Genomic DNA, 26,600 nt, shown 5'->3' on the forward strand with positions numbered 1-26,600 from the left:
GAGTAGTTGAATGGGTGGCCTTTTAGTCGCCGTTGTGGCTGGATGTTTCGCCAAGAGTTGGCGGCAGGCCTTGGTCTATGGTGGATTGGCCGGGGCTTTGATTGTCGGCGCAGTTCTATTTTCAGGTGCTGGTGATGCAGTCACCGCAGGTGCAGTGTTGGCCAGGATCGTGATATCAATAATCCTTTCTTTGCTTACTTATGCGATGGGAAAATACGCTAAGATGCCGACAAAACAGTAAGGGGCAGCGAAGCTACAAACACCCTTCTGATTTTGTTTTAGCCATGAACTTGAAAGAACCGTTGCCGCACAGGTCAAATTCACCCTGAGCCAGTTCCAGACCGAATGACTCTATGAACGGTGCAATAAGTTGCTCGTCCAGCAGATAGAACGACATCGCGTCCCGAGCGCCGCGAGACAGCACATTATCAGCGTTCCAGCCCCAGCGACCTCGCCCAGCATGAGTATCTAGCCAATTGTGGATCTCATGAAGCCGATATCCGAACCCTTCTTCAGGAACTTGAACCCGCACTCTGATTGGAAAATACTTTTCGTCCGATGCTTTCTTCGGGGATCTGCTGCGTGTGGCCATTACGCCTCGATAACGTCGATTAACTCGGGCCCGTCATCGTCGCGACCAATCGGGGCGACCTTGTGGAAGCGCATCCGTCCATCCCATTCGGCTCCAAGTTCCTGCGCGCCGTCGTGGTCAATCTCGCCCGTCATCCACGGCATCAGGTTTTCATTCGTCAGAATAACCGGCGACCTAGCATGGATGTGTTCGATTTGATGCAACGCAGGTCGGGTGAGAATTGTGCAGGTATTCAGACCAGATGAGAGGCGCGAATAGAGGCCTGCGAAATACATGCACGGATCATTGGTATCCGTTTTGATAACCCAAGGCTGCTTGGCCCCCTTAGGGCCTGTCCATTCATAGTAGAAACTGGCCGGGATAATGCACCTGCTGCTTTTCCAGGCGACTCGGAATGAGCCCAGTTTATATGCCGTCTCAATCTTCGCATTGAAGGTGGTCGGTTTCCACTGCTTCACGTCTTCCTTGAACCAGTGTGGCACAAGCCACCAGCGCGCCGTAGAGCTTATCAATCGGTCGTCACGGATGAACGCCATGTCCAACATTTGAGTGGGCTTGACGTTCCAGCTCATTAACAGGTCTTGGGCGTTTGGATCGCGCTCGGTTGGGATAGGAACGCCGTTCACGATCCAGTTCTGCAGGGCGTAAAGCTCCGCCCATGTCATATCAGGTCTGCCGAGTCGTCCGCACATTAAGCAAGCTTAGCAAAACAGGGGGAACGTTTGGTGAGCTTTTTGATGTTTGGCGATGAGACTAACGGCAGTTGTGCGGACAAAGCGGACATTCGCCTCTATGCGAACCAAACAATGGCTCGGCGGCCTATTCGGCCCTGCGCTTATGTTAGCCAGCAGCATGAACGAACAGCAGCGAAATTGACCCAACAAGGATCAAGCTTAGCGCCCAAACTACGTCCAGGTTGAACCAACCTTTTGAGAGAAATCGCAGACCCAGCCAATGATATACTCCGAACGCAAGCAAGCCGCCTGAGATTGTCATGGCCAGGGTGTGGGCTAAGGCGACGCCAACAGCGATTTTGGCGTTTCCGGTCATCAGATCAGCCGCCGCTGCATGGCCAGCGTCAGTGGCTATCGTGCGGCAGATACCAAGATAGATTGGGACCAACATCAACCCCGCACCGTGCGCCATCGCTGCTAAAAACGACCAGAGCGCAAGCCGCGAAGGAGGTACCCGCGCAAGGATCCGCGGATGACGCCGGTTGAAAAACAGATACACGCCCAGTCCGATCACGAGACAGGCCGCGAAGATTTGAATCTCACGCTGCCATTCGGCCAGAAACAGCAGGGCGACAAAGGGAAACAGAATAGCACCCATCGCCACCAGATGCCCGGCTGCCAGCGCGATTAACGCCCTGAAAAGGCTATTGCGTTTTTTGTCCATCAGCGCCGCAGACACTGCCAAAGGCCAACCCATACCCGGATTGACCCCGTGATAAATGCCCGAGGCGACAACAGCCCACCACAGGGCTGTCGCCGTGTTTAATCCTTCCACGCGCTAGACAGACGGGTAGCAGAAGCTATCTGTTGAGCAGTCTCCGCCTTCCAAGCGGATCTGGTGGCTACGATAGCCTTCAGGGAACTCAACATAGAAATCCTTGTCCAGCTCCAGGCCACCGTTTTCCCCAACATTGGCCATGACCATTTGTCCGCCCTCATCATCAGGATAGAACTGATCATCCCACGTTGAATACAACGAGTTGGTCCAGTAAACCCGTTTGCCGTCCCGGCTGATCTCAACCATCTGGGGGCCATAGGCAAAATTCTTGCCGTTCGGATGTTTCGTCCCTCGCGCGATCCCCCCAAGCTCGACCTTGCCGGTCAGCTTGGGGTTCATCGGGTCAGAAACATCATACTGATGCATTTCACCCTGCCCCCAACAGGCGACGTAGAGGTACTTGTCGTCCAGGCTCAGGTCGATGTCGGTGACCAATGGGGGGACGGCCTCAAATCCCTGCAACAGGGGTGGAAGGTTCTCGGCCTTCTCAGGTCGCGGATCAATCGTGATCGTCTTTTTAGCCTCGAACGTTCCGTCATCCTTCTGCCACCATGTGAAAATTGCGCCCTGCAGGTTTGTGGTGTCCACGACGACGCCGCAAAAACCATAATCCTTTGCCGGATCATGAGCGGGCCGGATTTCCAAAGCCATCTGGTGGTTCGCACCCAGATCAATGGTTTGGACGTTGCGGCGTTCGCGCAGGTTCCAGAAATGGATCTTGTGACCGTATTTGTTGGACAGCAAATCCTCGGCCACGATCCCGTTTTCAAACTGTGGCGGCAGTCCCCATTCCGAGCTTACCATGTAGTCCCGCGGAAGGTTCCACCAGAAATCATAGTGCTTGTCCTGTTCACCTCGATCCATCTCGTAGCGGCCAAGGATATCAAAGGTTTCGCAGTCCATGATGAAAATGCCCGGAGGGCCATCCGTGCCGTCTTTGCCGCCGCCGCCGAGCGTTGAAACATAAATCCCTTCGGGACCGCAGTGGATTGTGTGCGGGCGGGAATAGCCCGTTTTGGCGAACACCTCTTCGGGTTCGATGATCTTGTGAATCTTGGCCTTCAGCGGTTCCTTTACGTCGATCACGTAGATGCGAGAGGACCGGATGCCAGGCACAATCAGATACCTGCGCTCTAGAAAGGCATGCCCGGTCAGGGGCGAAAGCGCAGAAGAGCACGCGTTCCAGCCAAAGTGGTGAAACTCATCACCCTTGTTGGGCATAATAAGCTGATGGACAATCTGACTGTAGGTCTTCGATTTCGGGTCAACGTCCACAACGGCCAGGCCATCCGGCTGTGAGCCGTCGGGACTGAGCATCAATGTGAAAGCGAGCGTTTCCGCCGGTGCCTCCATAGCAAGCTTCGGTGTGGCGTGAAAAGTCGGGTCAGGTCTCAGGTTCATAGCTGGCTCCTCCCAGGCCGCGGACGCCAGACTTAAATCAAGTTTTGTCTGGTATCGCCCAGAACTGAGAATGGCACATATTCAAGATTCGCGAAAACGGACCAAACTCTGGCACTCGAATCTATCCTTTTGAGTCGAATCTTCTAATGGCTGAAATGGGCTCAGAGCCGACATCCGACTAAACCGGAGTGATGACTTAGAATTCGTCACCTTCTGACAGTTAGTCTGCCGCCCCCCCATATATAGCGGGCTGAATATGACGGGGATTTTTTGCTATATTGCGCAGGCTTCCCGGTTCGGGAGTAGGGGAAGAACCCACCGTCTCACAAATGATTGAGAGCGAAGGTGGTGAGGGGCTGGATGAGGGGGTCTTGGCCAGCCCCTCTCTTTTACGTACGCTCATTTTATTACTCCCTTAAAGCCTCTTGGCTCCCCAATAAACCCAAATGCCCTTCCTATCAGATGCGGCATACATCTCTTGCGTGACATCAGTAATGCGCGACTTTAAGTCGGTAAGTCTCTCACCGTCCTCCCGCACGACTTTTCGAGTTTCCATGCCCGATACCGAGACAAGCGCGGAGCGAGCCAAGCCCCGCGTATCAGCAGATTATGCCCGCCGCGCAGAGAAAGCAGCAGTTGCGCACCCTGACGAAGTTGCACAGGGCTATGCCAGCGGCAAGATTGACGCCCTGCAGAACCGCAGAGACACACCAGGCGCTGTTGATACCCTATTCGGTCCACGCCGCCAGCAAGACGCCATGCAAGCCGCTCTGGGGCCGGAAGGCGCTGCTACGGTTCAAAAGCAGATTGCTAACGAACGCACCTTTGCTGGAACGCACAGGGCGCTTACTGGCAATTCGACAACGGTCCGTCAGCTTATCGAACACGGCATACTGTCAGGTGTTGGTGGTGGTGCAGGGTATGCAACAACGGGCGACCTGCAAGGCGCTGGCATGGGCGCAGCGGGGCTTCTGGCTGCGCGCCACGGTGGGAGCGCTATTCTTAGAAAAGCGACCGCTGGCCGTGAGGCACGCGTTGCTCCGGTCATTGCAGAGCTACTGACCAACGGGGCTTTACCTGCTCAAATCAGGGCTGCTGTTGAAGTGGCGTCAGAGCCATTCAAAGGGATACTGGCAAGGGCATTGATATTAAATGCCACAGGCCCTCAATTGAGTGCTGAATAAAGTATCCAGGTCCCGTACAACGCGGGGCCTATTATTCCCCCGAGCGCGCCGAGCCCAACAAAGGCGTATCCAAGCCAAGAAAGCTGAGTATCTGTATCGGTCACTACGCCGCGCAGCGCCCAAGAAAAGGCCGCAAATATCGAGGCAGACGCTACAACCACGCAATAGAGTTGGAAAATAGACAGGTCAGCAACAGTCATGCCAACAACATGGACCCCGACACACAGCCTGTAAAGCCCAGAGGGGTAGTTAGATTTTATTGGGGTTTGAATATCAATAGCTTAACCCGGCTGTGAGTGCCAAAAAACAGGAGTGCAAGAAATGCCAGGACCAGAGCCCGGAGCGGTTTGGATAGAAGAATCTGACTGCGCGTTCAGTGCTATGTTTGAATGCTATTTCTGGACCGGGAATACCGGAAACCGGATGAAGCGGGCAGCCGCAATGTTGCGCCGATACAAGCAAGGCACATGGGTTTGCCGGTGGTGCGGTGATGAGCTTCCCGAATATCGCAGGACGGATGCGCAGTATTGTGCTGAAGGCTGTAGGAAACGGGCAGCGCGAGAACGGCGGACGCTCAAACCCGAAACTATTGCCTTCAAAACAAAATAGCATTCGATTTGTGAGATAGCTTACAGAAGATATTTTGCCTTTGAGCCAAGTTGTTCTTATTCAGGAGCTTTGGAGGTCATATGAAATTCATACTTTTTTTGTTAACGGCGGCGATTTTCGTCACGCCTCGCTCGTTGCTCGCTGAAGATGTTTGTGAGGGCTTTCTAGAACAACCTTCAGAAACCTCACTTAAGCTCCACAAGACTGTGCAGATGGGTTATGACTGCCTAAAGATTTCAATTACAGAATTCCAAAACGCCACGGCAGCACTCGAAGCGGAGCGGAAAGAGCTTGAAGCGCAAAGGGAGGAGCTAAGAGCGCATATTGACGACCGTTTTTCGACCGTTTTGGCCCTGACGCCGGAGAGGGTTACATTTAAAGTTAGCAAAAACCAACGCGGCTCAACCGTGAAGATTCCAGAAAGCGATATCATACGCCTGTGCAGTGACGACGATGGGTGTGATGTTCGGATCGGGATGTACAATTGGGATGGGACTGAACGCGTAGCATCACGGCAGTTCTTGCTGCACTACAATCCATCCAGTGGAAACTGGAGGGCTTCATTGGGTGACACGAGTGGATCGAACTCGGATAATGTCGCTCAAAACGTCAACGTTTCGTGGGCCTGCATCCTTACAGATGGTGATTACAGCAACTTCACCAACCAAGGCGACGGGAATCGTGATTTCGGGCTTTTATCCTGGACTGCATTTAACGCTGATTGCAGACTCACAATCATTGACTAAAAGCGAAGCTCGCCATTGGCAGACGAAAGGTCTTAAGTCTGTCAGTTGGTTTCGAAGTCAACATGAATGTGGTTGCCGTCAATGTCACGTAGATTGACCTGAACAATTGGTATCCCCGGTACCGGATCAACGGTGTGGGTAATGCCCATTCTTTTCAACTTGCCAACAAAAGCGTCGAAGCCATCACCTTTGAAGGCAAAGTGTTCCAGAGATGGGTTCGCTCCAACCCTAGGTTCTTCACCTACTCCGACCAAATGCACAACCGCTGTGTCACCGAGATACAGCCAAGCCCCAGGGAACTTGAAATCCGGTCGTTTCCCTGGATGCAGGCCCAATACTTGTCCATACCACTCAACCATATCTTCAAGGTTTGTGGTGCGTACGTTTACGTGGTCAAATGCAACTAATGTCATGACGGGATTCTATCAGCTCGCATCGTCAAAAGACACCTAGATCAGCTTAGCCAACTAGGACCACCCCAACCCCATTGGCCGTATCACCTTCATCCAGAAACTGGATGCCTTGGTTCTCCAACGCCGTGCGGATGGCTTCAATCGTCTCTACTCTGCCGCCCAGTTCTCCGGTTGAGGCCTCTAGCCGTTTGATTGTCGGGATCGATACACCTGATTTGTTAGCCAAATCGATTTGCGACCATTGCAACAAGGCTCTCGCGGCTTTGACCTGCTCTATTGATACTTTTAGTATTGACACCTATATACCCCTGTGCTGATACTTTTAGTATTAATACTAAATCGGAGGAAACAGCAATGACTGAACAACGCGTTTGCGCGAACGGAGAAAGTTTGTCTGGGCCAATCTTCGACGCTCCTACATCGCCCGACACCTACGACAAGGCACTCAAGATATTGGCGTTATCCAGGATGGGAGTTGCCGCCTCCGACACTGCAATGAACATCGACTTGTCAATGAGGGGATACGGAGAACTGCTAGAAGTGATTGGGCAACTGGCCTCCGACATCCTTGACATGCAACCCGGCTTTGAACCGCCCAATCCAGGAGAAGTGCAATGAGCAAAGCAAGTGAGCATCTAGACCGCAATCACCATCGGCGTCGCGTCAATGAACTAACAACCGTCGAACATCGCATCCATGGTTTTTGCCATTGGTTTGACCGTGAGGTGCCTGAATTGGCTTATGACGACGCTGGCGAGCTGCTGCTAGACGATGGCATAGTAGATTGGTGCATGGTTCAGGGAGCAAGCATAGACTGGATCGTCTGCGGTGAATCATTGGTTTGGCGAACATTTGCGCCGGACAAAAACTGCGTGGATAGTCTTGGGCGTTCCGCTGTCTACCAAGCGGCAAAATCGGGAAGAACAAAGACTTATCTTGGAAGTAGGTCCGCCACAGTCGGCGAGTTGCGAGGATATCGGAATAAAAACGGCCACGGAGTAAAGGTATTTCACGCGCCGGATGAGGGTATCCATCACGCGCATATCACCTATGACCGAAATCCAAACTCGGTCTTTACCAAAAACGATAAAAGTGAACTAAAATACAAACTGAAAGAACTGTTTGTCGTTGACAGGTGAGCCTAGCCGTTCAGTGCAAGCCTTTTCCCGTCAGAAAAAGTTGGAGAGAAAACGTCCAAAGCTCATAAATCTGTCCCCCATATGTCCCCCAGAATACAAAGCAGGTATTATCGCACGCATGTCCATCTAACGCCATGATGACGCAAGTCGTTGGTTTGTCATAAGAAAAAGTGGTGAGCCGTGCAGGATTCGAACCTGCGACCCACTGATTAAAAGTCAGTTGCTCTACCAACTGAGCTAACGGCCCACTCTTTTGTTGGATCTCGATGATCCGTGGCGCTCTGTAAGGTATTTACCCAACCGGGTTCAAGACCTTAATTTGCACCTCGGCACGCTTTTGTCTGATGTCAGTCCAGCGCCCCGATAGGCGGCCTAATTAGGCAGGTGGCGCTGGGGGGTCAACCCCTATTTTGTGGAATCTTTAGGACAGGCTGGATTCATTTTGTCGCCGGGGTTATATGCCCGCAATGCAAACCCTAAACGATACCGGATTGCCCATTATGAAGATGCACGGGCTGGGCAATGACTTTGTCGTTGTGGATGCGCGCGCGCATACGATTCCGATCACACCCAAGATGGCCAGGGGAATTGGGCATCGGCAGTTTGGCGTGGGTTTCGACCAGCTCGCGGTGATCGAAAGCGGAAATGCAGATGCGCATCTGGTGTTCTACAACGCCGATGGGTCGACCTCGGCAGCCTGTGGAAACGCAACGCGATGTATTGCCAGATTCTTGCTGGATGAAACCGGCAGATCGGATCTGACTCTCACGACAGAACGCGGCATTCTGCAGGCACGGGACGCAGGAAATGGCCTGACATCGGTCAACATGGGCCAACCTCAGCTTCTTTGGAATGAGATTCCCCTGACCGAAGAAATGGACACGCTTGAACTCCCTATCGAAGGGGGACCAACAGCAACCGGAATGGGTAATCCGCATTGCACTTTCTTTGTCGACGATGCGGAGGCGATCCCTCTCGAAGATTTCGGTGCGCGTTATGAACACCATCCGCTCTATCCTGAACGTACCAACGTGCAGGTAGCGCAGATCACAGGGCCAGACAAAATCCGCATGCGCGTCTGGGAGCGCGGTGTTGGGATCACCTTGGCTTCGGGGTCATCATCCTGTGCCACTGCCGTCGCAGCGGCCAGGCGTGGACTTACCGGGCGCCAGGTACAAGTTGATCTTGACGGTGGGACTATATGGATCGACTGGCGCGATGATGGCGTCTGGATGACGGGGCCAACAGTCCACGTTTTTTCGGGTACGCTCACGCCGGAATTTCTGAGGTCTCTGGAATGAACCCGCCCAAGTTCAGTACTCTGGGTTGCCGCCTGAACGCCTACGAGACCGAGGCGATGAAAGAGCTGTCACAGCAGGCGGGCCTTAGCGATGCGGTGATCGTAAACACTTGTGCGGTGACAGCTGAGGCTGTGCGCAAAGCGCGGCAGGAAATTCGCAAGCTGCGGCGGGAAAATCCCGACGCTCGCCTGATTGTCACCGGCTGTGCCGCGCAGACTGAGCCCGAGACATTCGCGCGCATGGATGAGGTCGACGCGGTAATCGGAAACACCGAAAAGATGCGGCCCGAAACCTGGAAAGGAATGGCTGCTGATTTCATCGGTCAGACCGAAGCCGTGCAGGTAGATGACATCATGTCTGTTACCGAAACGGCGGGCCATCTGATCGACGGTTTTGGCACCCGCTCACGCGCCTACGTACAGGTCCAGAACGGGTGCGACCATCGGTGTACTTTCTGCATCATCCCCTATGGCCGCGGAAACTCTCGCAGCGTCCCTGCAGGCGTCGTGGTGGACCAGATCAAGCGGCTGGTCGATAGGGGCTATAACGAAGTTGTCCTGACCGGAGTTGACCTGACCTCATGGGGCGCGGACCTGCCTGCGCAACCCAAGCTTGGTGATCTGGTCATGCGCATCCTGAAACTGGTGCCGGACCTTCACCGCCTGCGGATCAGCTCGATCGACTCGATCGAGGTGGACGAGAATCTGATGCAGGCCATCGCGACCGAACCGCGCCTGATGCCCCACCTGCATCTGTCGCTACAGCATGGTGATGATCTGATCCTGAAGCGCATGAAACGTCGCCACCTGCGCGATGATGCCATCCGCTTTACGGAAGAGGCTCGTAAGTTGCGCCCGGATATGACATTTGGGGCCGATATCATCGCAGGCTTCCCGACAGAGTCCGAAGACCATTTCGAGAATTCTCTAAAATTGGTCAACGACTGCGACCTGACCTGGCTGCATGTGTTTCCATATTCAAAACGCGAAGGAACTCCCGCTGCTCGCATCCCACAGCAGGTGAACGGAAACGTAATTAAGGAACGGGCCGCCCGCTTACGTGCTGCCGGGGATGCCAAGGTTGCTAAGCATCTTTCAGAACAGGTTGGAAGGTATCACAACATACTGATGGAAAACCCTAATATGGGTCGGACCGAACAGTTTACTGAAGTCACTTTTTCCCAGCCTCAAATTGAAGGGCAGATCGTGCGCGGGGTGATCACAGGCACATCAGGTATGCAGTTGCAGGCCCAACCCAGTAAAAGATAGGCGGCCCAGAATTCCTGCTCAACCGTCTCAAAGGTTATTTATACTTAGCTTGCCGACCCTCGTTTATTTGCGCACTACGCTTGAAGATGTCGCCCGTAATGCCACTTCTGTAGGGAGTCTGTTACTCTCAAGAATTCATCACCCTCTTAAATATGGATTTGCCATCTCTCTGCCCTCCGAATTTGCAATTAATGAAGTCCCGTTCGCCAAGAGCACAGCTATGGCCATATGGGGATTCGACCGGAAATCGGTGAGCTGCTTGGTAGTCGATTCGTCAAATAAATTGGATCCATCAGGACAAAGAAGGCTGACAACGGCACCTGGGCGAATGGATCCTCCCAATTAACGGTCGGACATAGTCGCGTTACCTGATCTGCCTTACGTTTGATACGTAGGGGCGGTTCACTCAGGCAGTGGTGTTGACCCATTCGCAATCATCCCGCATCCTGACTCCGACTTGATCCGCCTGGCGGGTTTGGTTGGTTAATCAAATATTTACCAAGGTCAATTTAATGCTCGGAGATTCGCAGAAGACTTATGTGCTGGATACCCACCGGCTGCGCGATCCAGAAGAAACCCTTGCCATCGTCAAACCGTTTCTCAAAGAGATGGGCATTACACGGATCGCAAATCTGACCGGACTGGATCGGATCGGGTTGCCGACCGTGATGGTGACGCGGCCCAATTCGCGCTCGGTTGCGGTGTCGTTGGGCAAGGGATTGTCGTTGAGTGCGGCGCAGGCCTCGGGGGTGATGGAGGCGATCGAGTCGTGGCATGCGGAACGGATCGAGCTGCCGCTGCGGCTGTGCAGCCACACCGATCTGGCGCAGGAAAACGTGGTCAATGTGGACCGCCTGCCTCGCGTGACCGGTGGGCAGTTTGACCCTCACGGTGCGATGCTGTGGGTGCAGGGGCAGGACCTGAACGCGGATGCTGCTTGCTGGGTGCCCTATGAGATGGTGGATACGGATTACACGACCTCTATGGCCAACGGACAGCGCGCGTTTCCGCGTACGACAAATGGTCTGGCATCGGGCAACGATGCCGCTGAGGCTAGCTGCCACGCGATCTGCGAACTGATCGAGCGCGATGCCACGACGCTGTGGCATCATCGGGGTCCAACACCCCGCGTCGATCCTCATACGGTCGATGATCCGCGCTGCCGTCAGGCCATTAGCTTGATCGCAGAGGCGGGGCTGGAGCTGGGGATCTGGGACACGACATCGGATATCGGCATCGCCAGTTTTCGCTGTGTGATCTGCGAGACCGGCGAGGCAAACGGCCATATCGGGATCGGGGATGGCTGTCACCCCGACCGCGCCATCGCGCTACTACGCGCGCTGACCGAGGCGGCGCAAACACGGCTGACCTATATCTCAGGCGCGCGGGACGATCTGGACCCTGAGGAGTTCACGGATGAGGCGCGCCTGTGGCGCGGACGGTATGTTCGCGAGCTGATCGAAGGCGCAAAGCCGACAGAGCGTTTTACGGATTGCCCCTCGCACGTAACCGGGTCTTTCACAGAAGACCTCGATCTACTTTTGTCCCGGTTGTCTGAGGCCGGGATCGGCCAAGTGGTAACGGTTGATCTGTCCCGACCCGGGATCGACATCGCGGTCATCCGCGCGGTCATTCCGGGGCTGGAAGCCCCGCATGACGATCCTGACTTCATCGCCGGTCCGCGGGCTCGGGCGATATCGGCATGACCGTCGTTGTTTTTGTTGGGCCCACGCTGCGACCCGAGGCCGTGCAGAAACAACTGGACGCCACCATCCTGCCCCCGGTTCAGCAAGGCGATGTGTATCGTGCGGTGCGCGACAGGCCGCAAGCAATTGGCATTATCGACGGGTATTTCGACGGGGTGCCTTCGGTCTGGCACAAGGAAATCCTGTGGGCGCTGGAACAGGGCATTCCGGTATTCGGCAGCGCCAGCATGGGTGCGTTGCGGTCGGCGGAACTGGCTGATTTCGGGATGATCGGCGTCGGACGGGTGTTCGAGGATTACCTGAGCGGCGCCATTGCAGATGACGATGAGGTCGCGGTGCTGCACGGCCCCGCCGAGCTTGGCTTCATACCGTTGAGTGAGCCTATGGTCTCGATCCGGGCCACGCTGTCCGCAGCGGTGAAGGCCGAAGTGGTGTCGGAGGATGAGGCACAGATATTGCTAGGTGCAGCCAAGGCACTGCACTATCGCGACCGGGTTTGGGACAAGGTGATTTCGGCTGCAAAGACCAACACAGACTCGGCGACGTTTCGGAACTGGTTGCCCGGCGGCCAGGTGGATGCCAAAGGCGACGATGCACGCGAGATGCTGGCGCAGATGGCGCGGTACCTGGAAGCAGGTTCCGACGCGCCGGAATCGACACGCGTCGAACGAACTCTGGTCTGGCGTGAACTGCAGACTCGTATGGATTCCGAGACCGCTCCGCATGATCCGGATGCGCAGGCACTGGTGGATGAGCTGCGGCTGGACCCCGCCCTTTATGTCCAACTACGCGACCGCGCCGCGCTGCACCTATTGGCGCGCGACGAAGCATATCGGATAAATCACCTGCCCGATCGGGATACCCTGCGAAAACAGATGACTTTACACCGTCGCGCGGCCCGCCTGCCCCGCCACTCCGATCTGATGGAATGGTTGCAGGACAACGATCTGACGCTTGCTCAATACGAGGCGTTGCTGGCGGACTGTTCCTACAAAGATACGGCCATCACAGCGCGCGCGGATGAGCTCGACGTTGCCCTGCTAGCCCAACTGCGCCACGATGGTCGCTATGGCGCGCTGCGAGATCGGGCGCGACGCAAGGCCAGCCGGATGGCGGGGCTGGATCGGGTGAATGGTTCTGCAAACAGAATGCAATCGCTGCTCTGGTATTTTGAAACGCGGCTTGACCAGGCGGTGCCAGATGATCTTGAATCCCATGCAATCGCGCTTGGTCTTGACGGGCGTGAGGCGTTTCTTGACCTGATTGAAGCTGAATACATGTTTTGCCACGCCGAAGGTGAACCGGGACAATAACGGGAGGGGACAATGACGATCTGGCCCGACTACTCGGACAACGAAACTCCGGGCACACGGTTCTTGCTTTATCCGCAATCGCCCTTCTTAGAGCCGAATTCGAAACCTGAACTAGTCGAGATCTCTGCCCCGCAGGGTACGATCGGACCGGGCCCCTCGGGGCCGCGAATGTATGCGATGTACCCGGTCGACAAGACGACCCCCTATGGCGCGATGATTGAAGGCGAAGAAGGGCCCGAGATGTATCTGCCCGCCTGGGATGGCTATATCCTGCCGCCGCCTGAGCCCGACGAGTTCGGAAATTTTATCCATATCGATCCCGATGATCCGGCCTTTGAAGCTGCCCATCTGTTTGGCGCAGCACATTTTACGATGGATGTGTGGGAGGGCTATTTCGGTCGGCCTATCCCCTGGCATTTCGAGCGTGATTTTGAACGGTTGGAACTTTCCCTGCTGCCCAGCCTTGATAACGCGCATATCGGCTGGGGATTTCTGGAGACCGGCGGCACTCGAGAACATGGCGAGGAATACCGCCCCTATAGCCTTAATTTTGACGTCGTAGCGCATGAGATCGGCCATGCCATCATCTACAGCGTCATCGGCATGCCGTCAGAAGAGGACGCAACTGGCGAGTATTATGGATTCCATGAATCAGCAGCAGATATGGTGGCACTGCTTGCATCACTGCATTTCGGTTCAGTCGTAGATGAACTGCTGAAGAACACGCGCGGGAACCTGTATACCTATAACCGGCTCAGCCGATTTGCAGAGCTGTCCCAAAACTCGCAAATCCGCATCGCCGCTAATGACCGGACTTTGTCCGAGTTCTCACATGGCTGGTCCAGTGAACACGCGCTGTCGGAACCGCTGACCGGGGCGATGTTCGACATTCTGGTCGATATCTACCACGAGCGGCTGGTTGCACATGATGTGATCGACCCCGAGATGGAGGAGCTTTCGGATGAGCTGGAAGGCTCTGACGAATACAACGCGATCATGCAGGATTTATTCGACGAGCATTACGCCGCTGAACCGGAAGGATTCCGCGTGGCGCTGATAGAAGCGCGGGATTTGCTGGGCACCTATCTTGCCGACGCTTTGGAAATGCTGGATGCTGATATGTTGAGCTACTTCGGGGTTGAGCGCGCGTTGGTTTTTGTTGACCAAGAGATCACAGGAGGGGCATTCCGCCAGATCATCGAAGGCAATTTCCGCATGCGCGACATCGGATTGACACGCCCTGGCCCGCGTCTGACTAAGCCGGATGGGTCTAGCCATGCCGCATCGGTTCGAACACTAGCGCCCGAACCAAAAGAACCTTAAAGTCTTTGTTTTTACCTCGGTTTTATGTCAGGTTACGGGCACGGGGTGATAATTCGACAAACGAAGCGCAGACCAATGCGCAAACCGGGACGGACGTGGCAGAAAGCTCCGTCAGCCCCCGATAGGGAGAAAGTGATATGTCTGAGTCGTTACTCAGTTTTTCCGAGGTATTATTGTTTGGGCGAGAGTTAAGCGATCTTAAACTGCGGCAGAAATCGGTCCGGCTGGCAATTGAGGTGGCGACGAATTTTGATTTTTCAGATGAGATCACAAAGATTGATGGTGTGGCTGTCCGCGAAGATGATCGGATTCTTGTGCAGGTTGGAGACAGCGCTAACAACAAATCCGGGATTTACAAGATCATCAAGGACCAGAACGACGGCGGCAAGCTGAAACTGGACAAACGTAAGAAAATCTCTTTTGAATCATTTGTCTACGTTCGTCGGGGACGCGTTTTCAAACACACATTCTGGCAGCAGACAGCGAACAGCCACAGCAAGCAGTTGTTTGTTGAACAAGACGACCGCAGAAAGGGTCGCGGCGTCAACAACTTCATCGGGGACCAGTTCGGAGGCGATGCCCGGCTGGCCCGAATATATGGCTTCGCATACGACGGCACTTACTACGAAATGCCGGAACCGACGATCTTTCTGGTCCATGGCGCAGGCGACAGCGCCACCGGTGGAAACCTGCCCTATGGGTTCAAGCTACAAACCAGCAATGACGCCGACGCCCAGGACACCACGCAACAGGCGGCACGTGCCCCGATGAGCCCCTCGGTATCAGGTGTTGCGGCCGCGGACTACCAGATGGCGAATGACATCCGTGTCTGGAACTATGATCAGGCCGACTACACCATCCGCATGGATATTGCCGCAGGTCAGATCGAGGAAGTTCTGCTGGACGTCTATTTCGAATACGACGCGCCAATGATGGCCGGAGCCAAGGTATCGGGTGCCAAGGTGAGCGGGGCCAAGGTTTCTGGCGCCAAGGTCAGCGGAGCCAAAGTGTCGGGTGCTAAAGTTTCAGGTGCCAAAGTCAGCGGCGCAAAAGCCCGCGGGGAATAGGGCTGACCGCATGGGTTGTACAAGGCAAAGACCCAACTCAATGCAAATATGTTGCTGATCACACGTGTGATCAGCAAAACCCTCTTTGCAATGTGTGATCGGTTTCATTTCCTTTAAGAATTTGTCAACTGGATTATGGGGATCTGCCGTCGCTTTGTTCGGAGCACTCGCTAGTATTGAAGACCGGCTCGCTGTACGCGGAGCTATTGCAAATTGGGAAATCGGCCGGAATTTGGTGAACGGAGCGGTGACCATTTCACTAATTGCATCAGACTTGGCCAGCAAAGAGTGGCTGACAAATGGCATCCGAATGAATAATCGACGATGGGACACTATGGCTCTGGCGGACATAGTTGCGACTGAGAACGTCCTCGATGTTCTCACCCCTGCTTCAGCATAATATCAAAATAGCTCGACGCTTGGTTTGCCATTCATATGCTTCTTCGGAATTTCTGTATTCGCTATCTGGGAACTCGTGGCCTGAATTCCAGTGGGCATCAAAGAAGAAACCCCGCAACCGAAAGGTGCGGGGGTCCTTGAATAGACAATCCGGTTGGATATTAGTCCTTGCGGATCTTCCCCTTGTGGGGTGCCCACAGTCGCTTGTTCACCAGATAAAGCAGCACAGACAGAATCGTCAGGAACAGAACACCAACGAACCCGGCATTCTTGCGGTCCATCATCTTTGGCTCAGCGGTCCACATCAGGAAGGCCGCAACGTCTTCCGACATGGCTTCGACCGTTGCTGGATGACCATCTGCGAATTCGACCTGATCCTCGGCCAATGGCGGTGCCATCGAGATCCAGCCACCCGGGAAGGCCTTGTTCTCATAAAGAACCGTGCCCGCCTCTTCTTTCTCTTCGCCTGTATAGCCGTCAAGCAATGATGCAATATATTCCGCACCACCCATGCCTTTGACCAGTTGGTTAATCCCCAGGCCGTATGGGCCATGGAATCCGGCACGGGCCTTCGCCATCAAGCTCAGGTCCGGTGCGCCAACGCCAGTATTGGCCGGGAAGTGGTCGGTCGGGATTGCCGGGCGGAAATCGTCCAGCTCGGGATCGAACACTTCGAAATTATCGGCCGCATAGGTGATGACCTGTTCTTCCGAGTATCCCAGATCCTCAAGCGTCCGCAGCGGTATGTATTGCAGACCATGGCAGGCCGCGCAGACCTCAGTATAGATCTGCAGACCGCGCTGAAGCTGGTTCTGATCCCAGGTTCCAAACGGTCCCTCGAACGAGAAGTCGAAGTCTTCGATGTGCTGCTCACCACCACCTGCCGCAAAGGTCGAGGCGGGCGCAAGGGCCAGAGCGAACGCGGCACCGATTGCAAGTTTCTTGAACATGTTTCCGGTCCCTCTTCTTACTCGGCCGGCGTGGCGTCGGCGTCAGCCTTGCCATAATGCGCGTTGAAGTCTTCTTCGATGGTTTCCGGCTGTGCCAGAGGTTTCTCGATCACGCCAAGGATCGGCAGGATCACGAAGAAATATGCGAACCAGTAGGCGGACGCGATCAGCGAGAAGGTCGCATAGGGCTCTTCCGCGGGCATCGCCCCCAGCCACATCAGGGCAAAGAAGTCGATGACCAGCAGGTAGAACCACCATTTGAACATCGGGCGGTATTTGCCCGAACGCACTGTCGATGTGTCCAGCCAAGGTGCCAGAGCCATTGCCAGGATCGCACCGAACATCGCCAGAACACCAAAGAACTTGGCATCGATGATGCCGCCGGTGATGAAGCTGGCAAACTGAACGACCCAGACCTCGCCGGTGAAGGCACGCAGGATCGCGTAGAACGGCAGGAAGTACCATTCAGGAACGATGTGCGCAGGTGTGACCAGCGGGTTGGCCTCGATGTAGTTATCCGGGTGGCCCAGATAGTTCGGCATGTAGCCAACGATGGCCCAGAACACGACAAGAATAACCGCCAGAGCGAACAGGTCCTTGATCACGAAATAGGGCCAGAACGGCAGCGTGTCTTTCTCGGCCTCGGCTTTCGAACCACGGCGCACTTCAACACCCGTAGGGTTGTTGTTGCCAGTGGTGTGGAAGGCCCAGATATGCACGATGACCAGCGCTGCGATAACGAAAGGCAGCAGGTAGTGCAGCGAGAAGAAACGGTTCAGAGTGGCGTTGTCCACCGCAGGTCCGCCCAGCAGCCAGGTCTGAATCGCGTCACCCACAAACGGGATCGCGCCAAACAGGCCAGTGATCACAGTCGCACCCCAGAAGGACATCTGACCCCAGGGCAGAACGTAGCCCATGAAGGCAGTGCCCATCATCATCAGGTAGATCAGCATACCGATGATCCACGTGATCTCACGCGGTGCTTTGTACGAGCCGTAAAATAGGCCGCGGAAGATGTGAATGTAGACCGCAACAAAGAACAGCGACGCGCCATTCATGTGCAGATACCGCAGCATATAGCCGCCATTCACGTTGCGCATGATGTGTTCGATGCTGGCAAAGGCCAGATCGACATGCGGGGTATAGTGCATCACCAGAACGATACCGGTGACGATTTGCAGCGCCAGACAGAACGTCAGAACGATACCCCAAATCCACATCCAGTTCAGGTTCTTTGGGGTCGGGATCATCAGGGTATCATACAGCAGGCCGACAATCGGCAGGCGGCTGTTCAGCCACTTTTCGCCGCTTGTCTTCGGCTCGTAATGATCGTGGGGAATTCCGGACATAAGTTGGGTCTCCCTTAGCCGAGTTTGATTGTGCTGTTGTCCACCCATTCAGCGGGCGGGACAGGCAGGTTCTCGGGCGCGGGGCCCTTGCGGATACGGCCGGCCAGATCGTAGTGCGAACCGTGGCAGGGGCAGAACCAGCCGCCGAAATCACCGGCATCGCCCAGCGGCACACATCCAAGGTGAGTACAGACGCCCATCTGAACGATCCATGCACCCGGCGCTTCGCCTTCGGGCGACGGCATGACGCGGTTGGCGTCAGTTGCCGGTGCATCGGCTGCAATATTGAAGTTACGCGCCAGCGGATCAGGCAGAGCATCCACGCCTTCGGCGTCCTGCTCTTTGGCTTCCTGGATCTCGGCACCAGTTCGGTGGCGGATGAAAACAGGTTTGCCCAACCATTTCACGGTCAGCTGCGTGCCCGTCTCAACCCCGCTGACGTCAACACGGATCGAGGACAGCGCCTGAACGTCTGCCGAGGGATTCATTTGATTTACCAGGGGCCAAACGGCAGCCCCCGTCGCAACGACACCTGCGCCGCCAGCGACGTAGTACAGAAAATCTCTGCGGGTGCCTTCGTGGTCTTCAGCGTGGGACACGAGGTTATCTCCGAATTGTCTGGCGCCCGCGAACGGGCATATAGCTCGCGCACCGCATGAACTGCGGCGTCTTAAAGGGGGTATCTATCGGGGAGAATAGAGTTCGTCCAGCGCTCTTAAACGCGCAATACGCCGCATCTAAGCAATCATGTCACGGTGAAAGGGTAAAATTTCAATATCAAATGCAGATTTTAGTCTTCTGGGCAGCCACTAGGCCCGGTGGACATGTGGTGTGATTCGGGGTTGGCCTGCGGAGTGGCGCATCCGGGTTTATCCACCTTCACTCCCTTTCAAGATCGTCGAAATGACACTGAATTTGCCAGAGTTTTGCCACGATATTTTACAAATTAACGCGAACATGATGAGATTAAATTATCAATTTAAAATAGATATTTCAAAGATATAGCAGAACATCGAATTCCGATTGCACTCATCGCGGGAATACGTGAAAGGCCGAAGGAAATCACCAAGCAGCCGGAGAATTCCAATGCCAAAGATTGCAGCAACCGCGGTTCTATTTACGATTCTGAGTACAGCACAAGCTATTGCAGCCGGAGACCCCGCAAAAGGCAAACAACTCTATAACCGATGCTCATCCTGCCACGCGATCATCAAGGATGGCGATGTTTTGGTCAAAGGCGGCATCACGGGGCCGAATCTCTATGGCGTAGTTGGTCGCGTGGCCGGAACCGAAAGCGATTATCTGAACGGAAGCGAGCGTTTGCCCATTGGCATGTTTACCGATGACATGATCCGTGCCGGGCAAGAAGGGCTGGTATGGACCGAAGAAAACATCGTCGCCTATTCACAAGACCCGATCAACTTCATCAAAGAATATCTGAATGATGAAACCGCCCGCCCGAATATGAGCGTGAAGCTGAAGAAAGGAGCGGATCACATAGCTGCCTATCTCGCCACCTTCACTACTCAGTAAACTAGGTGATTTTTAAATTTTGGCCTCGCGCATAAGCGAGGCCAATGACCCGACCTCAGCCCCAATCCCAGCAGATTGGACGTGATCAGCGGCGCGTTGGCGCGCAACGTCGGGCTTATTCTGGTTAAGTTTCCAAGTGCCATCAATGTCCGAGACCGTAAGTCGGCATGGCACGATCATCCGCATCATCCGATCCAGCGCTTCTGGTGCCATCTTCGACGCCAGCCATGGAGGCTTAGGCAACAGGCGATTCTCGAAATCAGCAGCCTGTCGATCCAGCAGGCCTCGCAACTCTTCCACGGGGCGCATCTCAAGCACGCCGGTCAGATGCACCGCAACATAGTTCCAGGTCGGGACCTGATCATCGACACCGTACCAATCAGGCGAGATATATCCATCAGGCCCAGAAACGGCGATACGCACAGATTGTGGCTGCTTCAATGCACGCACGATCGGGTTTGACCGCACCAGATGCAGATCCGCCCATCCGGCATCTTCGCTCAGCAAGAAAGGAACGTGGCTCAGTAATGGCGCTTCCGGTGTCGAGACTGCTAGAACGCCAAAGGCGCGCTCCCGGGCAAAATCGATATGACGCGCACGCGCCTCGTTGCGAAAGGCAGGGTTAGGATGCATTTGGGTCCTCCGTCCAATTTCTCTTGCAGAACCAGTATCGAATTGGCAAGGTCCACCTCGTTCTCAGGGCGGGGCGAAATTCCCCACCGGCGGTATGCGGGCATGACCCGTAAGCCCGCGAGCGGCCCCAACCTTCGGGGTGTCAGCAGATCTGGTGAGAGGCCAGAGCCGACGGTTACAGTCCGGATGAAAGAGAACGTGTAGAACGCACCGTTGAAACGGTGCGTCTGCTCGTGATCGCCTTGGGTGAAGTGTCTGTTTGCTAAGGAGATCATGATGACACACACCCGCTATGCTTTCGTCAAAGCCAATTGGCATTCTGATATCGTGGATCGCGCCCTTGATGGGTTCTTGCAACTCATCCCCGCCGAACAGGTCGATATATTTGACGTCCCCGGCGCGTTTGAAATGCCCTTGATTGCGCGCGATCTGGCTCAAACCGGTCAATACGCGGCCATAGCCTGTGCAGCCTTCGTGGTGGATGGGGGCATCTACCGGCACGATTTTGTTGCTCAGGCCGTGGTTGATGGTTTGATGCGCGCCGGTATGGATACCGGTGTCCCAGTGCTGTCGGTCTCGCTGACGCCGCATCAATATCAGGAAACCGATCATCACAACGCCATCTACCGCGAGCACTTTGTGCAAAAAGGGCGCGAAGCCGCACAGGCGGCCTTAAAGGTCACCGAGACCCGCACGCACATCGCTGCTGCGGCCTGACAGCAAGCGGTCGGGGTCACCCTCGACCGCAAATCCGCTTGAGGCCAAGCCCCGCGCCCGCTAATCACGTTCCGCAAAGGAGCATGCCCCATGTCGATGAACAGCTTTGGACACCTCTTCCGAGTCACCACCTGGGGTGAAAGTCACGGCCCTGCATTGGGGGCCACCGTCGACGGCTGCCCACCGGGTGTGCAAATCGATGAGACTATGATCCAGCACTGGTTGGACAAACGCAAACCGGGGCAGAACAAGTTTACGACCCAGCGACGAGAGCCCGATCAGGTCAAAATCCTGTCCGGTGTTTTCGAAGGCCAGACCACCGGCACGCCTGTACAATTGATGATCGAGAACACTGATCAGCGTTCGAAAGACTACGGCGACATCATGGACAAGTTCCGCCCCGGTCACGCCGATATCACTTACTGGCAGAAATACGGTATTCGCGATTATCGCGGTGGCGGCCGAAGCTCGGCTCGGGAAACGGCATCGCGCGTCGCCGCTGGAGGATTAGCGCGCGAGGCGATCAAGCAGATTGCCCCGAATTTGCAAATCACCGGTTATATGACGCAGATCGGCCCGCACAAAATCGATCGTGGAAATTTCGACTGGTCGCAGATCGAACAAAACCCGTTCTGGACGCCGGACGCTAAATCTGCCGAGGATTGGGCGGTCTATCTCGATGATCTGCGCAAGTCCGGAAACTCGGTCGGCGCAGTGGTCGAGGTCGTGGCACGTGGTGTCCCCGCGGGGCTGGGCGCACCAATATACGCAAAGTTAGACACTGATCTTGCTGCCGCGATGATGTCGATCAACGCGGTAAAAGGCGTCGAGATTGGCGAGGGTATGGCGGCTGCAGAACTGACCGGCGAAGCCAACGCTGATGAAATTTTTATGGGTCAGAACGGCCCGCAATACAGCTCGAACCATGCAGGCGGCATTTTGGGCGGCATTTCCACCGGACAGGACGTCGTCGTGCGGTTTGCGGTCAAGCCGACCTCGTCGATCCTGACCACTCGCAAAACCATCAACAAATCTGGTGAAGAGACCGATATCATTACCAAAGGACGCCACGATCCCTGCGTCGGCATCCGCGCCGTACCAGTGGGAGAAGCGATGATGGCCTGTGTAATCCTCGATCACCTGCTTCTGCATCGCGGCCAGATCGGCGAGAACCGTGGACGGATTGGCTGATCATCGCGCGGCGCTTCGGGCGGTCGTCACGCAGCGAATGCTGACCGATCCGGCGCATGATCTGGCGCATCTGGATCGGGTTTGGTTAATCGCTCAGGCTATTGCTGACCAGCGCACCAACCAGCGTGTATTGCTTGCCGCCTGTTATCTGCATGATCTGGTCAATCTGCCCAAGGACGATCCCAACCGGCATCTGGCGTCGCAACAATCGGCCACTGAATCAGAGCCTATTCTTGCCGAACTTGACTTTACGGCGTCGGAAATTTGCGCCACGCAACATGCCATTGCTGCGCACAGCTACTCCGCCAACATCCCTCCTGAATCGCCCGAGGCATGTATCCTGCGGGACGCGGATCGACTGGACGCACTTGGCGCGATCGGGATTGCCCGCACCTTCGCCGTGTCGGGAGCATTGGGGCGGGCGTTGTATGATATCGCCGATCCCTTCGCCGAAGACCGCGACTTGGATGACCAGAGATATGCAATTGACCATTGGAAGACCAAGCTGCTGAATCTGCCAGATGAAATGGTGACTGATGGCGGACGGGATTTAGCGCACAAGCGGGTTACTCAAATGCTCGGGTTTCTTGAGATACTCTCGGAAGAAATCGGCCACCCAATCCCAATCAACTGGAAATCTGTCTGATTGGTACAATCCCATCGTTGATCTTTTGCGCGCGAAAGCGCAGGTTCGCGCCATGGCGAAATCCTTAACATCGCATCGTCCGGCATTAGCCGTGGCGCTGAAACTCAGTGCGCTGGTGCTGTTCACAGTAATGTCCGCCTTGGTCAAGGCGCTGTCGGATGATTTCCCTCCGGGCGAAATGGTGTTTTTCCGCTCGCTCTTCGCCATTCCGGTCATCATTGCTTGGTTGTCATGGCGCGGAGAGCTGACGCAAGGTTTCATCGTAAAGAAGCCCATGGGCCATTTCTGGCGCGGTGTATTGGGCACGTCGGCCATGGGGTTGACCTTTACCGGACTTAGCCTACTGCCTTTGCCCGAGGTCACGGCCATCGGCTATGCCACCCCTATCTTCACGCTGATCCTGGCCGCAATCATGTTGGGCGAACGGATACGAATGATCCGCATCGGCGCTGTTGCGCTTGGCCTTGTCGGCGTTCTGATCATGATCTGGCCGCGCCTGGGCTCGGGTACCGCTGAAACCGCCGCAATGATCGGCGCACTCTGTGTATTGGCGGCTACCGTCGCGCGCGCTTTTGTTCAGATACACATTCGGCAACTTGTGCAGGTGGATCATCCAGCTGCGATTGTGTTCTACTTTTCGCTCACGGCAACTTTGCTTTCAAGCCTATCGGTGTTTTGGGGCTGGGTTGTCCCAAGCTGGGAACAAGCCGCATTGCTGGTCACAATGGGCTTGATCGGCGGAGTGGCGCAGATTCTCGTGACATCCTCGTACAAATTCGGCCAAGCCTCGATGTTGGCGCCTTACGATTATACGACGATGCTGTTTGCCATCATCATCGGTTATATCTGGTTTGATGAGCTTCCTACCTTGGTGATGCTGGGTGGTGCGGCGCTGGTGATTGCAGGCAACGTTGTGGTTATCCTGCGCGAACGCCAACTTGGACTCGATCGGACCAAGGCGCGATCTGTAACCGACCCCAAAGCGTGACTTTACCTTTTGCAAACTTCCCCTAGGTTGGGGCGCGACATTCCCATGAGGTTTCCCGATGAGCGACGCACAAAACCACAAAGAAAAGATGCAAGAAGTGCAGGCGAAGCACCGCAAAAAAGTCTCGGAAGCGGTTGATCCCGGTCGGGGATTGGTGCTGATCAACACCGGCAAGGGCAAGGGCAAGTCTTCGGCCGCATTTGGTGTAGTAATTCGCGCCTTGGGTTGGGGTCAGAAAGTGGCCGTGGTTCAGTTCATCAAAGGCAAATGGAAGACGGGTGAGCGCAGGTTCTTTGAAGAGCGTGATCTGGTCACCTGGCATACAATGGGTGAAGGCTTCACCTGGGATACGCAAGACCGAGAACGTGACATTGCTGCCGCGACGGCAGCCTTTGGCAAGGCGTGTGATCTGATGAAAAGCGGCGACTATGATCTTGTTGTTTTGGACGAGATCAATATTGCGCTGCGCTATGAATACCTTTCAGTAGAGACTGTTATTGACGGTCTTAAGGCCCGTTCGGACAAAACCAGCGTATTCCTGACAGGCCGGGATGCACCCCAAGCTTTGCGCGAATATGCGGATCTGGTGACCGAGATGACCGAAGAGAAGCATCCGTTTCAGGCCGGTATCAAAGCCCAGCGGGGTGTGGATTTCTAAACCCGCACTTCCCCTTCATTCAGCGCGCGCAGTGATGCGCGCCTGACAGGCTCAGGTGTCACGACGGGGTGTTCCTCGAGCTTGCGACAACGTTCGGCATCACAGGTCTTGTGATCAAGATAAGCGGCGACATCTGAGGTCAGCGCATCGCAATCACATGACGCGCAACAGGGATCGCCCATCAATTCTTCGAAACGTTCGCGCAATCGCAGCCTCTTTGTGGTCGTTTCCGGGGCGATGGCAGGCCTTCACATCTGCACCAACTGAGCCTACAGATCGCCCCAGAACCTGGAGCTTGATATCAAAATCTGGCGTTGCATTATATCTGATTGTTTTTATCGGAAATTTCAAGCCTTAAATTCGATTACATCACCGCCAGCTCAATTAGGGCAAATCGCCTTATTAGAGCCAAAAAAGGAAGAGGGCCACGCAGAAATCCGCACAGCCCATCAATGATTTACAGATTTGGTATTCGGTCAGACAACAACACCTTTTTCGGGCGCACTAAGTGATATGACCGCGACAACAGCGGCACCGTTCACCCAGTAGAACAGGGCGTCAATGCCGGAAAATCCAAGCAGGCTGGGCGCCATCAGAAAGGTAATACCGACAAGAAGATCTACAGCGAGGTGGAACTTGTAGGACAGCACCCTCCAGATTCCGAGATGATGATCTGTCAGAACGGTCAATACGAAGGCGGCCACGCCTGTAACCACGGACAGCCAGAGCGCCAAGGGGTTGGACTGACCAAGCCCTAGAACAAAGGGCAACACCATCAGCGCAATCGCAACCGGGTAGTCGAGATACGCATGGACAGAGCGGGTGACAAAACGCAGGGACATTTCAACTTCCTTTCCTTAATCAGTGATGGCTAAAGGATAGGAGCAGCGATCCGAACGGAGTATACTTGGTCGTTTGATAAACTTTGCAGATCGTTCGAAATTCAAGAACGATCAGTGCAGTGCCCGATAGGCGGCGGGAGATACGCCAACCTGCTTCTTGAACACGCGCGAAAACGCGGCCTCAGAGGCATATCCCACCTCGGCAGCCGCATCCGCAACATTCCAGCGGTTTTCGGTCAACCCATGACAGGCGATCTGCATCCGCCAATCTGTCAGATACTGTATCGGGGTTGTTCCCATCTTCTGGGCAAAAAGCTGGGCAAACGCGGTGCGCGACATCGCTGCCTCGCGCGCGAGTGAGGCAACACTCCACTCCTGTGCGGGGGACTGATGAAACGCCGCGAGCGCCCGCGAGATGCGCGGGTCGGCAAATCCAGCCAGCGCGGCATCATCCGGGCTTTGGTGTTCCAGATAGGCCCGAATTGCTTGCGCAAACAGCACTTCAGACAGTTTCAACGCAATTAAATCGCCGCCAATGCGTGCGCCGGACACTTCTGATCCGATCATGCGCAGGGTCGCCTCAATCCAGGTGCCAGCGTCCTCCCCGTAATTCTCGATCAAAATATAAGGCGGCAGCCGATCGATCAGCATATGCCCATTCCCATTCCGACCGGCGGGTCCCGTAAACGAGAAATGACCGCAGATCAGCTGCGTATCGCGTTCTTCTTCCGCCCCGCCATAGACCAGCACCCCGTCGCCTGTGTAGCCGGACTGATCCAACACCTGCTCAAGTGGCAGAGCGTCATAGGGTTTGACCTCGTTGCACAGCAGCGCGTGTGACGCGCCATGTGGGATCAAGATCAGGTCGCCCTGCCGCAACCGCAGCGTCTCGCCAGTTGCAGACAGGTAAACCTTAAGCTCACCGCGCTGAACAAAGTGAAAGCGGGCCACGTTCTCGTAGCTCGGCACCTGTATCCCGAACGGAGGGGTAAAGGATGTGCGAAAGTAAAACGTGCCACGAAGAGACAGGCGGGTGAGAATATCGCTGAGAAGATCCAACATAGATCAAGAATACGGTCTTACACGCAGGCGTCCATATCTCGGGACGATCTGCACAAAA

30 protein-coding genes, 1 tRNA gene and 1 riboswitch are annotated in these 26,600 nt (G+C 55.2%); of the genes, 17 read left to right on the plus strand and 14 right to left on the minus strand.

Annotation, left to right across the window (positions count from 1 at the left end):
* Positions 1–10: 10 nt before the first annotated feature.
* Positions 11–241 (plus strand): hypothetical protein, encoded by a 231-nt coding sequence (locus ACR0IU_RS17455; protein ID WP_480717136.1) that lies wholly within the window; start codon positions 11–13, stop codon positions 239–241.
* Positions 242–253: 12 nt separating this feature from the next.
* Here the strand turns inward: ACR0IU_RS17455 and ACR0IU_RS17460 are convergent, their stop codons facing one another.
* The 4 genes from ACR0IU_RS17460 to ACR0IU_RS17475 form a co-directional block, all read right to left on the minus strand.
* Positions 254–592, minus strand: a complete 339-nt coding sequence (locus tag ACR0IU_RS17460; protein ID WP_480717137.1) for a hypothetical protein — start codon at positions 590–592, stop codon at positions 254–256.
* On the minus strand, positions 592–1,284 hold the full coding sequence (locus ACR0IU_RS17465) for an SOS response-associated peptidase (RefSeq protein ID WP_480717138.1): 693 nt from the start codon (positions 1,282–1,284) through the stop codon (positions 592–594). The genes ACR0IU_RS17460 and ACR0IU_RS17465 overlap by 1 nt, the downstream gene beginning before the upstream one ends.
* 148 nt (positions 1,285–1,432) lie before the next feature.
* Positions 1,433–2,101: a hypothetical protein gene (locus ACR0IU_RS17470; RefSeq protein ID WP_480717139.1), complete on the minus strand. Its 669-nt coding sequence runs from the start codon at positions 2,099–2,101 to the stop codon at positions 1,433–1,435.
* 3 nt (positions 2,102–2,104) lie between these two features.
* On the minus strand, positions 2,105–3,505 hold the full coding sequence (locus tag ACR0IU_RS17475) for a selenium-binding protein SBP56-related protein (RefSeq protein WP_480717140.1): 1,401 nt from the start codon (positions 3,503–3,505) through the stop codon (positions 2,105–2,107).
* Positions 3,506–4,059: 554 nt separating this feature from the next.
* On the opposite strand from ACR0IU_RS17475, the gene ACR0IU_RS17480 reads away from it, so the two are divergent.
* Positions 4,060–4,689 (plus strand): hypothetical protein, encoded by a 630-nt coding sequence (locus tag ACR0IU_RS17480; RefSeq protein ID WP_480717141.1) that lies wholly within the window; start codon positions 4,060–4,062, stop codon positions 4,687–4,689.
* Positions 4,690–5,378: 689 nt separating this feature from the next.
* Entirely contained in the window at positions 5,379–6,044 is a 666-nt protein-coding gene (locus ACR0IU_RS17485; RefSeq protein WP_480717142.1) for a hypothetical protein, read from the plus strand.
* A 41-nt stretch (positions 6,045–6,085) separates the two neighbouring features.
* Here ACR0IU_RS17485 and ACR0IU_RS17490 read toward each other — a convergent pair whose 3' ends face one another.
* Complete coding sequence (locus ACR0IU_RS17490; RefSeq protein WP_480717143.1) at positions 6,086–6,457, minus strand: VOC family protein; 372 nt, start codon at positions 6,455–6,457, stop codon at positions 6,086–6,088.
* Between the two features lie 46 nt (positions 6,458–6,503).
* Positions 6,504–6,755: a helix-turn-helix domain-containing protein gene (locus tag ACR0IU_RS17495; RefSeq protein WP_480717144.1), complete on the minus strand. Its 252-nt coding sequence runs from the start codon at positions 6,753–6,755 to the stop codon at positions 6,504–6,506.
* 56 nt (positions 6,756–6,811) lie between these two features.
* On the opposite strand from ACR0IU_RS17495, the gene ACR0IU_RS17500 reads away from it, so the two are divergent.
* Complete coding sequence (locus ACR0IU_RS17500) at positions 6,812–7,075, plus strand: hypothetical protein (RefSeq protein WP_480717145.1); 264 nt, start codon at positions 6,812–6,814, stop codon at positions 7,073–7,075.
* Positions 7,072–7,596 (plus strand): hypothetical protein, encoded by a 525-nt coding sequence (locus ACR0IU_RS17505; RefSeq protein ID WP_480717146.1) that lies wholly within the window; start codon positions 7,072–7,074, stop codon positions 7,594–7,596. Before ACR0IU_RS17500 ends, ACR0IU_RS17505 begins: the two co-directional genes overlap by 4 nt.
* Before the next feature lie 171 nt (positions 7,597–7,767).
* Here ACR0IU_RS17505 and ACR0IU_RS17510 read toward each other — a convergent pair.
* Positions 7,768–7,843: transfer RNA gene (locus ACR0IU_RS17510), tRNA-Lys, on the minus strand.
* A gap of 211 nt (positions 7,844–8,054) precedes the next feature.
* Here ACR0IU_RS17510 and dapF point away from each other — a divergent pair.
* From dapF to ACR0IU_RS17540, 6 genes are all read left to right on the plus strand, one after another.
* A complete protein-coding gene (dapF, locus tag ACR0IU_RS17515) occupies positions 8,055–8,897 on the plus strand; it encodes a diaminopimelate epimerase (protein ID WP_170780196.1) in 843 nt (280 codons plus the stop codon).
* Positions 8,894–10,165, plus strand: a complete 1,272-nt coding sequence (gene mtaB, locus ACR0IU_RS17520) for a tRNA (N(6)-L-threonylcarbamoyladenosine(37)-C(2))-methylthiotransferase MtaB (protein ID WP_480717147.1) — start codon at positions 8,894–8,896, stop codon at positions 10,163–10,165. Before dapF ends, mtaB begins: the two co-directional genes overlap by 4 nt.
* A 512-nt stretch (positions 10,166–10,677) precedes the next feature.
* A complete protein-coding gene (locus ACR0IU_RS17525) occupies positions 10,678–11,871 on the plus strand; it encodes a YcaO-like family protein (RefSeq protein WP_480717148.1) in 1,194 nt (397 codons plus the stop codon).
* Positions 11,868–13,184 carry a TfuA-like protein gene (locus ACR0IU_RS17530; RefSeq protein ID WP_480717149.1) on the plus strand — a complete coding sequence of 439 codons (1,317 nt, stop codon included), beginning with the start codon at positions 11,868–11,870 and terminating at the stop codon, positions 13,182–13,184. The genes ACR0IU_RS17525 and ACR0IU_RS17530 overlap by 4 nt, the downstream gene beginning before the upstream one ends.
* A 12-nt stretch (positions 13,185–13,196) precedes the next feature.
* Positions 13,197–14,507 carry a gluzincin family metallopeptidase gene (locus ACR0IU_RS17535; RefSeq protein WP_480717150.1) on the plus strand — a complete coding sequence of 437 codons (1,311 nt, stop codon included), beginning with the start codon at positions 13,197–13,199 and terminating at the stop codon, positions 14,505–14,507.
* A gap of 137 nt (positions 14,508–14,644) precedes the next feature.
* The gene (locus tag ACR0IU_RS17540; protein WP_480717151.1) at positions 14,645–15,574 is read left to right on the plus strand and encodes a hypothetical protein; all 930 of its coding nucleotides are present in this window, start codon (positions 14,645–14,647) and stop codon (positions 15,572–15,574) included.
* A 560-nt stretch (positions 15,575–16,134) separates the two neighbouring features.
* On the opposite strand, the gene ACR0IU_RS17545 is transcribed toward ACR0IU_RS17540, so the two are convergent.
* Genes ACR0IU_RS17545 through petA form a run of 3 tightly spaced genes read right to left on the minus strand, consistent with a single transcriptional unit; the run spans position 16,135 to position 18,871 of the window.
* Positions 16,135–16,923: a cytochrome c1 gene (locus ACR0IU_RS17545; protein WP_480717152.1), complete on the minus strand. Its 789-nt coding sequence runs from the start codon at positions 16,921–16,923 to the stop codon at positions 16,135–16,137.
* Between the two features lie 17 nt (positions 16,924–16,940).
* Positions 16,941–18,272, minus strand: a complete 1,332-nt coding sequence (petB, locus tag ACR0IU_RS17550; RefSeq protein ID WP_010443143.1) for a cytochrome b — start codon at positions 18,270–18,272, stop codon at positions 16,941–16,943.
* A gap of 14 nt (positions 18,273–18,286) precedes the next feature.
* Positions 18,287–18,871: a ubiquinol-cytochrome c reductase iron-sulfur subunit gene (gene petA / locus ACR0IU_RS17555; protein ID WP_010443142.1), complete on the minus strand. Its 585-nt coding sequence runs from the start codon at positions 18,869–18,871 to the stop codon at positions 18,287–18,289.
* A 487-nt stretch (positions 18,872–19,358) separates the two neighbouring features.
* Here petA and ACR0IU_RS17560 point away from each other — a divergent pair, with 487 nt between their 5' ends.
* Positions 19,359–19,805, plus strand: a complete 447-nt coding sequence (locus ACR0IU_RS17560) for a c-type cytochrome (RefSeq protein ID WP_480717153.1) — start codon at positions 19,359–19,361, stop codon at positions 19,803–19,805.
* A 12-nt stretch (positions 19,806–19,817) separates the two neighbouring features.
* Here the strand turns inward: ACR0IU_RS17560 and ACR0IU_RS17565 are convergent, their stop codons facing one another.
* Positions 19,818–20,438 carry an FMN-binding negative transcriptional regulator gene (locus tag ACR0IU_RS17565; RefSeq protein WP_480717154.1) on the minus strand — a complete coding sequence of 207 codons (621 nt, stop codon included), beginning with the start codon at positions 20,436–20,438 and terminating at the stop codon, positions 19,818–19,820.
* A gap of 55 nt (positions 20,439–20,493) precedes the next feature.
* A riboswitch (FMN riboswitch) is annotated at positions 20,494–20,640 on the plus strand.
* Positions 20,641–20,714: 74 nt separating this feature from the next.
* Here ACR0IU_RS17565 and ACR0IU_RS17570 point away from each other — a divergent pair.
* The 5 genes from ACR0IU_RS17570 to cobO all read left to right on the plus strand — a co-directional run bounded on the left by ACR0IU_RS17570 (position 20,715) and on the right by cobO (position 24,638).
* Positions 20,715–21,155, plus strand: a complete 441-nt coding sequence (locus ACR0IU_RS17570) for a 6,7-dimethyl-8-ribityllumazine synthase (protein ID WP_480717155.1) — start codon at positions 20,715–20,717, stop codon at positions 21,153–21,155.
* Positions 21,156–21,245: 90 nt separating this feature from the next.
* Positions 21,246–22,346 (plus strand): chorismate synthase, encoded by a 1,101-nt coding sequence (aroC, locus tag ACR0IU_RS17575; RefSeq protein ID WP_480717156.1) that lies wholly within the window; start codon positions 21,246–21,248, stop codon positions 22,344–22,346.
* The gene (locus tag ACR0IU_RS17580) at positions 22,330–22,992 is read left to right on the plus strand and encodes an HD domain-containing protein (RefSeq protein WP_480717157.1); all 663 of its coding nucleotides are present in this window, start codon (positions 22,330–22,332) and stop codon (positions 22,990–22,992) included. The genes aroC and ACR0IU_RS17580 overlap by 17 nt, the downstream gene beginning before the upstream one ends.
* A 52-nt stretch (positions 22,993–23,044) precedes the next feature.
* Positions 23,045–23,980, plus strand: coding sequence for a DMT family transporter (locus ACR0IU_RS17585; protein WP_170471380.1), 936 nt, complete (start codon positions 23,045–23,047; stop codon positions 23,978–23,980).
* Between the two features lie 58 nt (positions 23,981–24,038).
* On the plus strand, positions 24,039–24,638 hold the full coding sequence (gene cobO / locus ACR0IU_RS17590; RefSeq protein WP_010443135.1) for a cob(I)yrinic acid a,c-diamide adenosyltransferase: 600 nt from the start codon (positions 24,039–24,041) through the stop codon (positions 24,636–24,638).
* On the opposite strand, the gene ACR0IU_RS17595 is transcribed toward cobO, so the two are convergent.
* The 3 genes from ACR0IU_RS17595 to ACR0IU_RS17605 all read right to left on the minus strand — a co-directional run bounded on the left by ACR0IU_RS17595 (position 24,635) and on the right by ACR0IU_RS17605 (position 26,542).
* Complete coding sequence (locus tag ACR0IU_RS17595; RefSeq protein WP_010443134.1) at positions 24,635–24,844, minus strand: hypothetical protein; 210 nt, start codon at positions 24,842–24,844, stop codon at positions 24,635–24,637. The two genes, cobO and ACR0IU_RS17595, sit on opposite strands and share 4 nt — an antisense overlap.
* A gap of 270 nt (positions 24,845–25,114) precedes the next feature.
* Positions 25,115–25,480, minus strand: coding sequence for an SPW repeat domain-containing protein (locus ACR0IU_RS17600; protein ID WP_170542287.1), 366 nt, complete (start codon positions 25,478–25,480; stop codon positions 25,115–25,117).
* 111 nt (positions 25,481–25,591) lie between these two features.
* Positions 25,592–26,542 carry an AraC family transcriptional regulator gene (locus ACR0IU_RS17605; RefSeq protein WP_480717158.1) on the minus strand — a complete coding sequence of 317 codons (951 nt, stop codon included), beginning with the start codon at positions 26,540–26,542 and terminating at the stop codon, positions 25,592–25,594.
* Positions 26,543–26,600: the final 58 nt, after the last annotated feature.

This window comes from Ruegeria sp. CL5, from assembly GCF_056536485.1.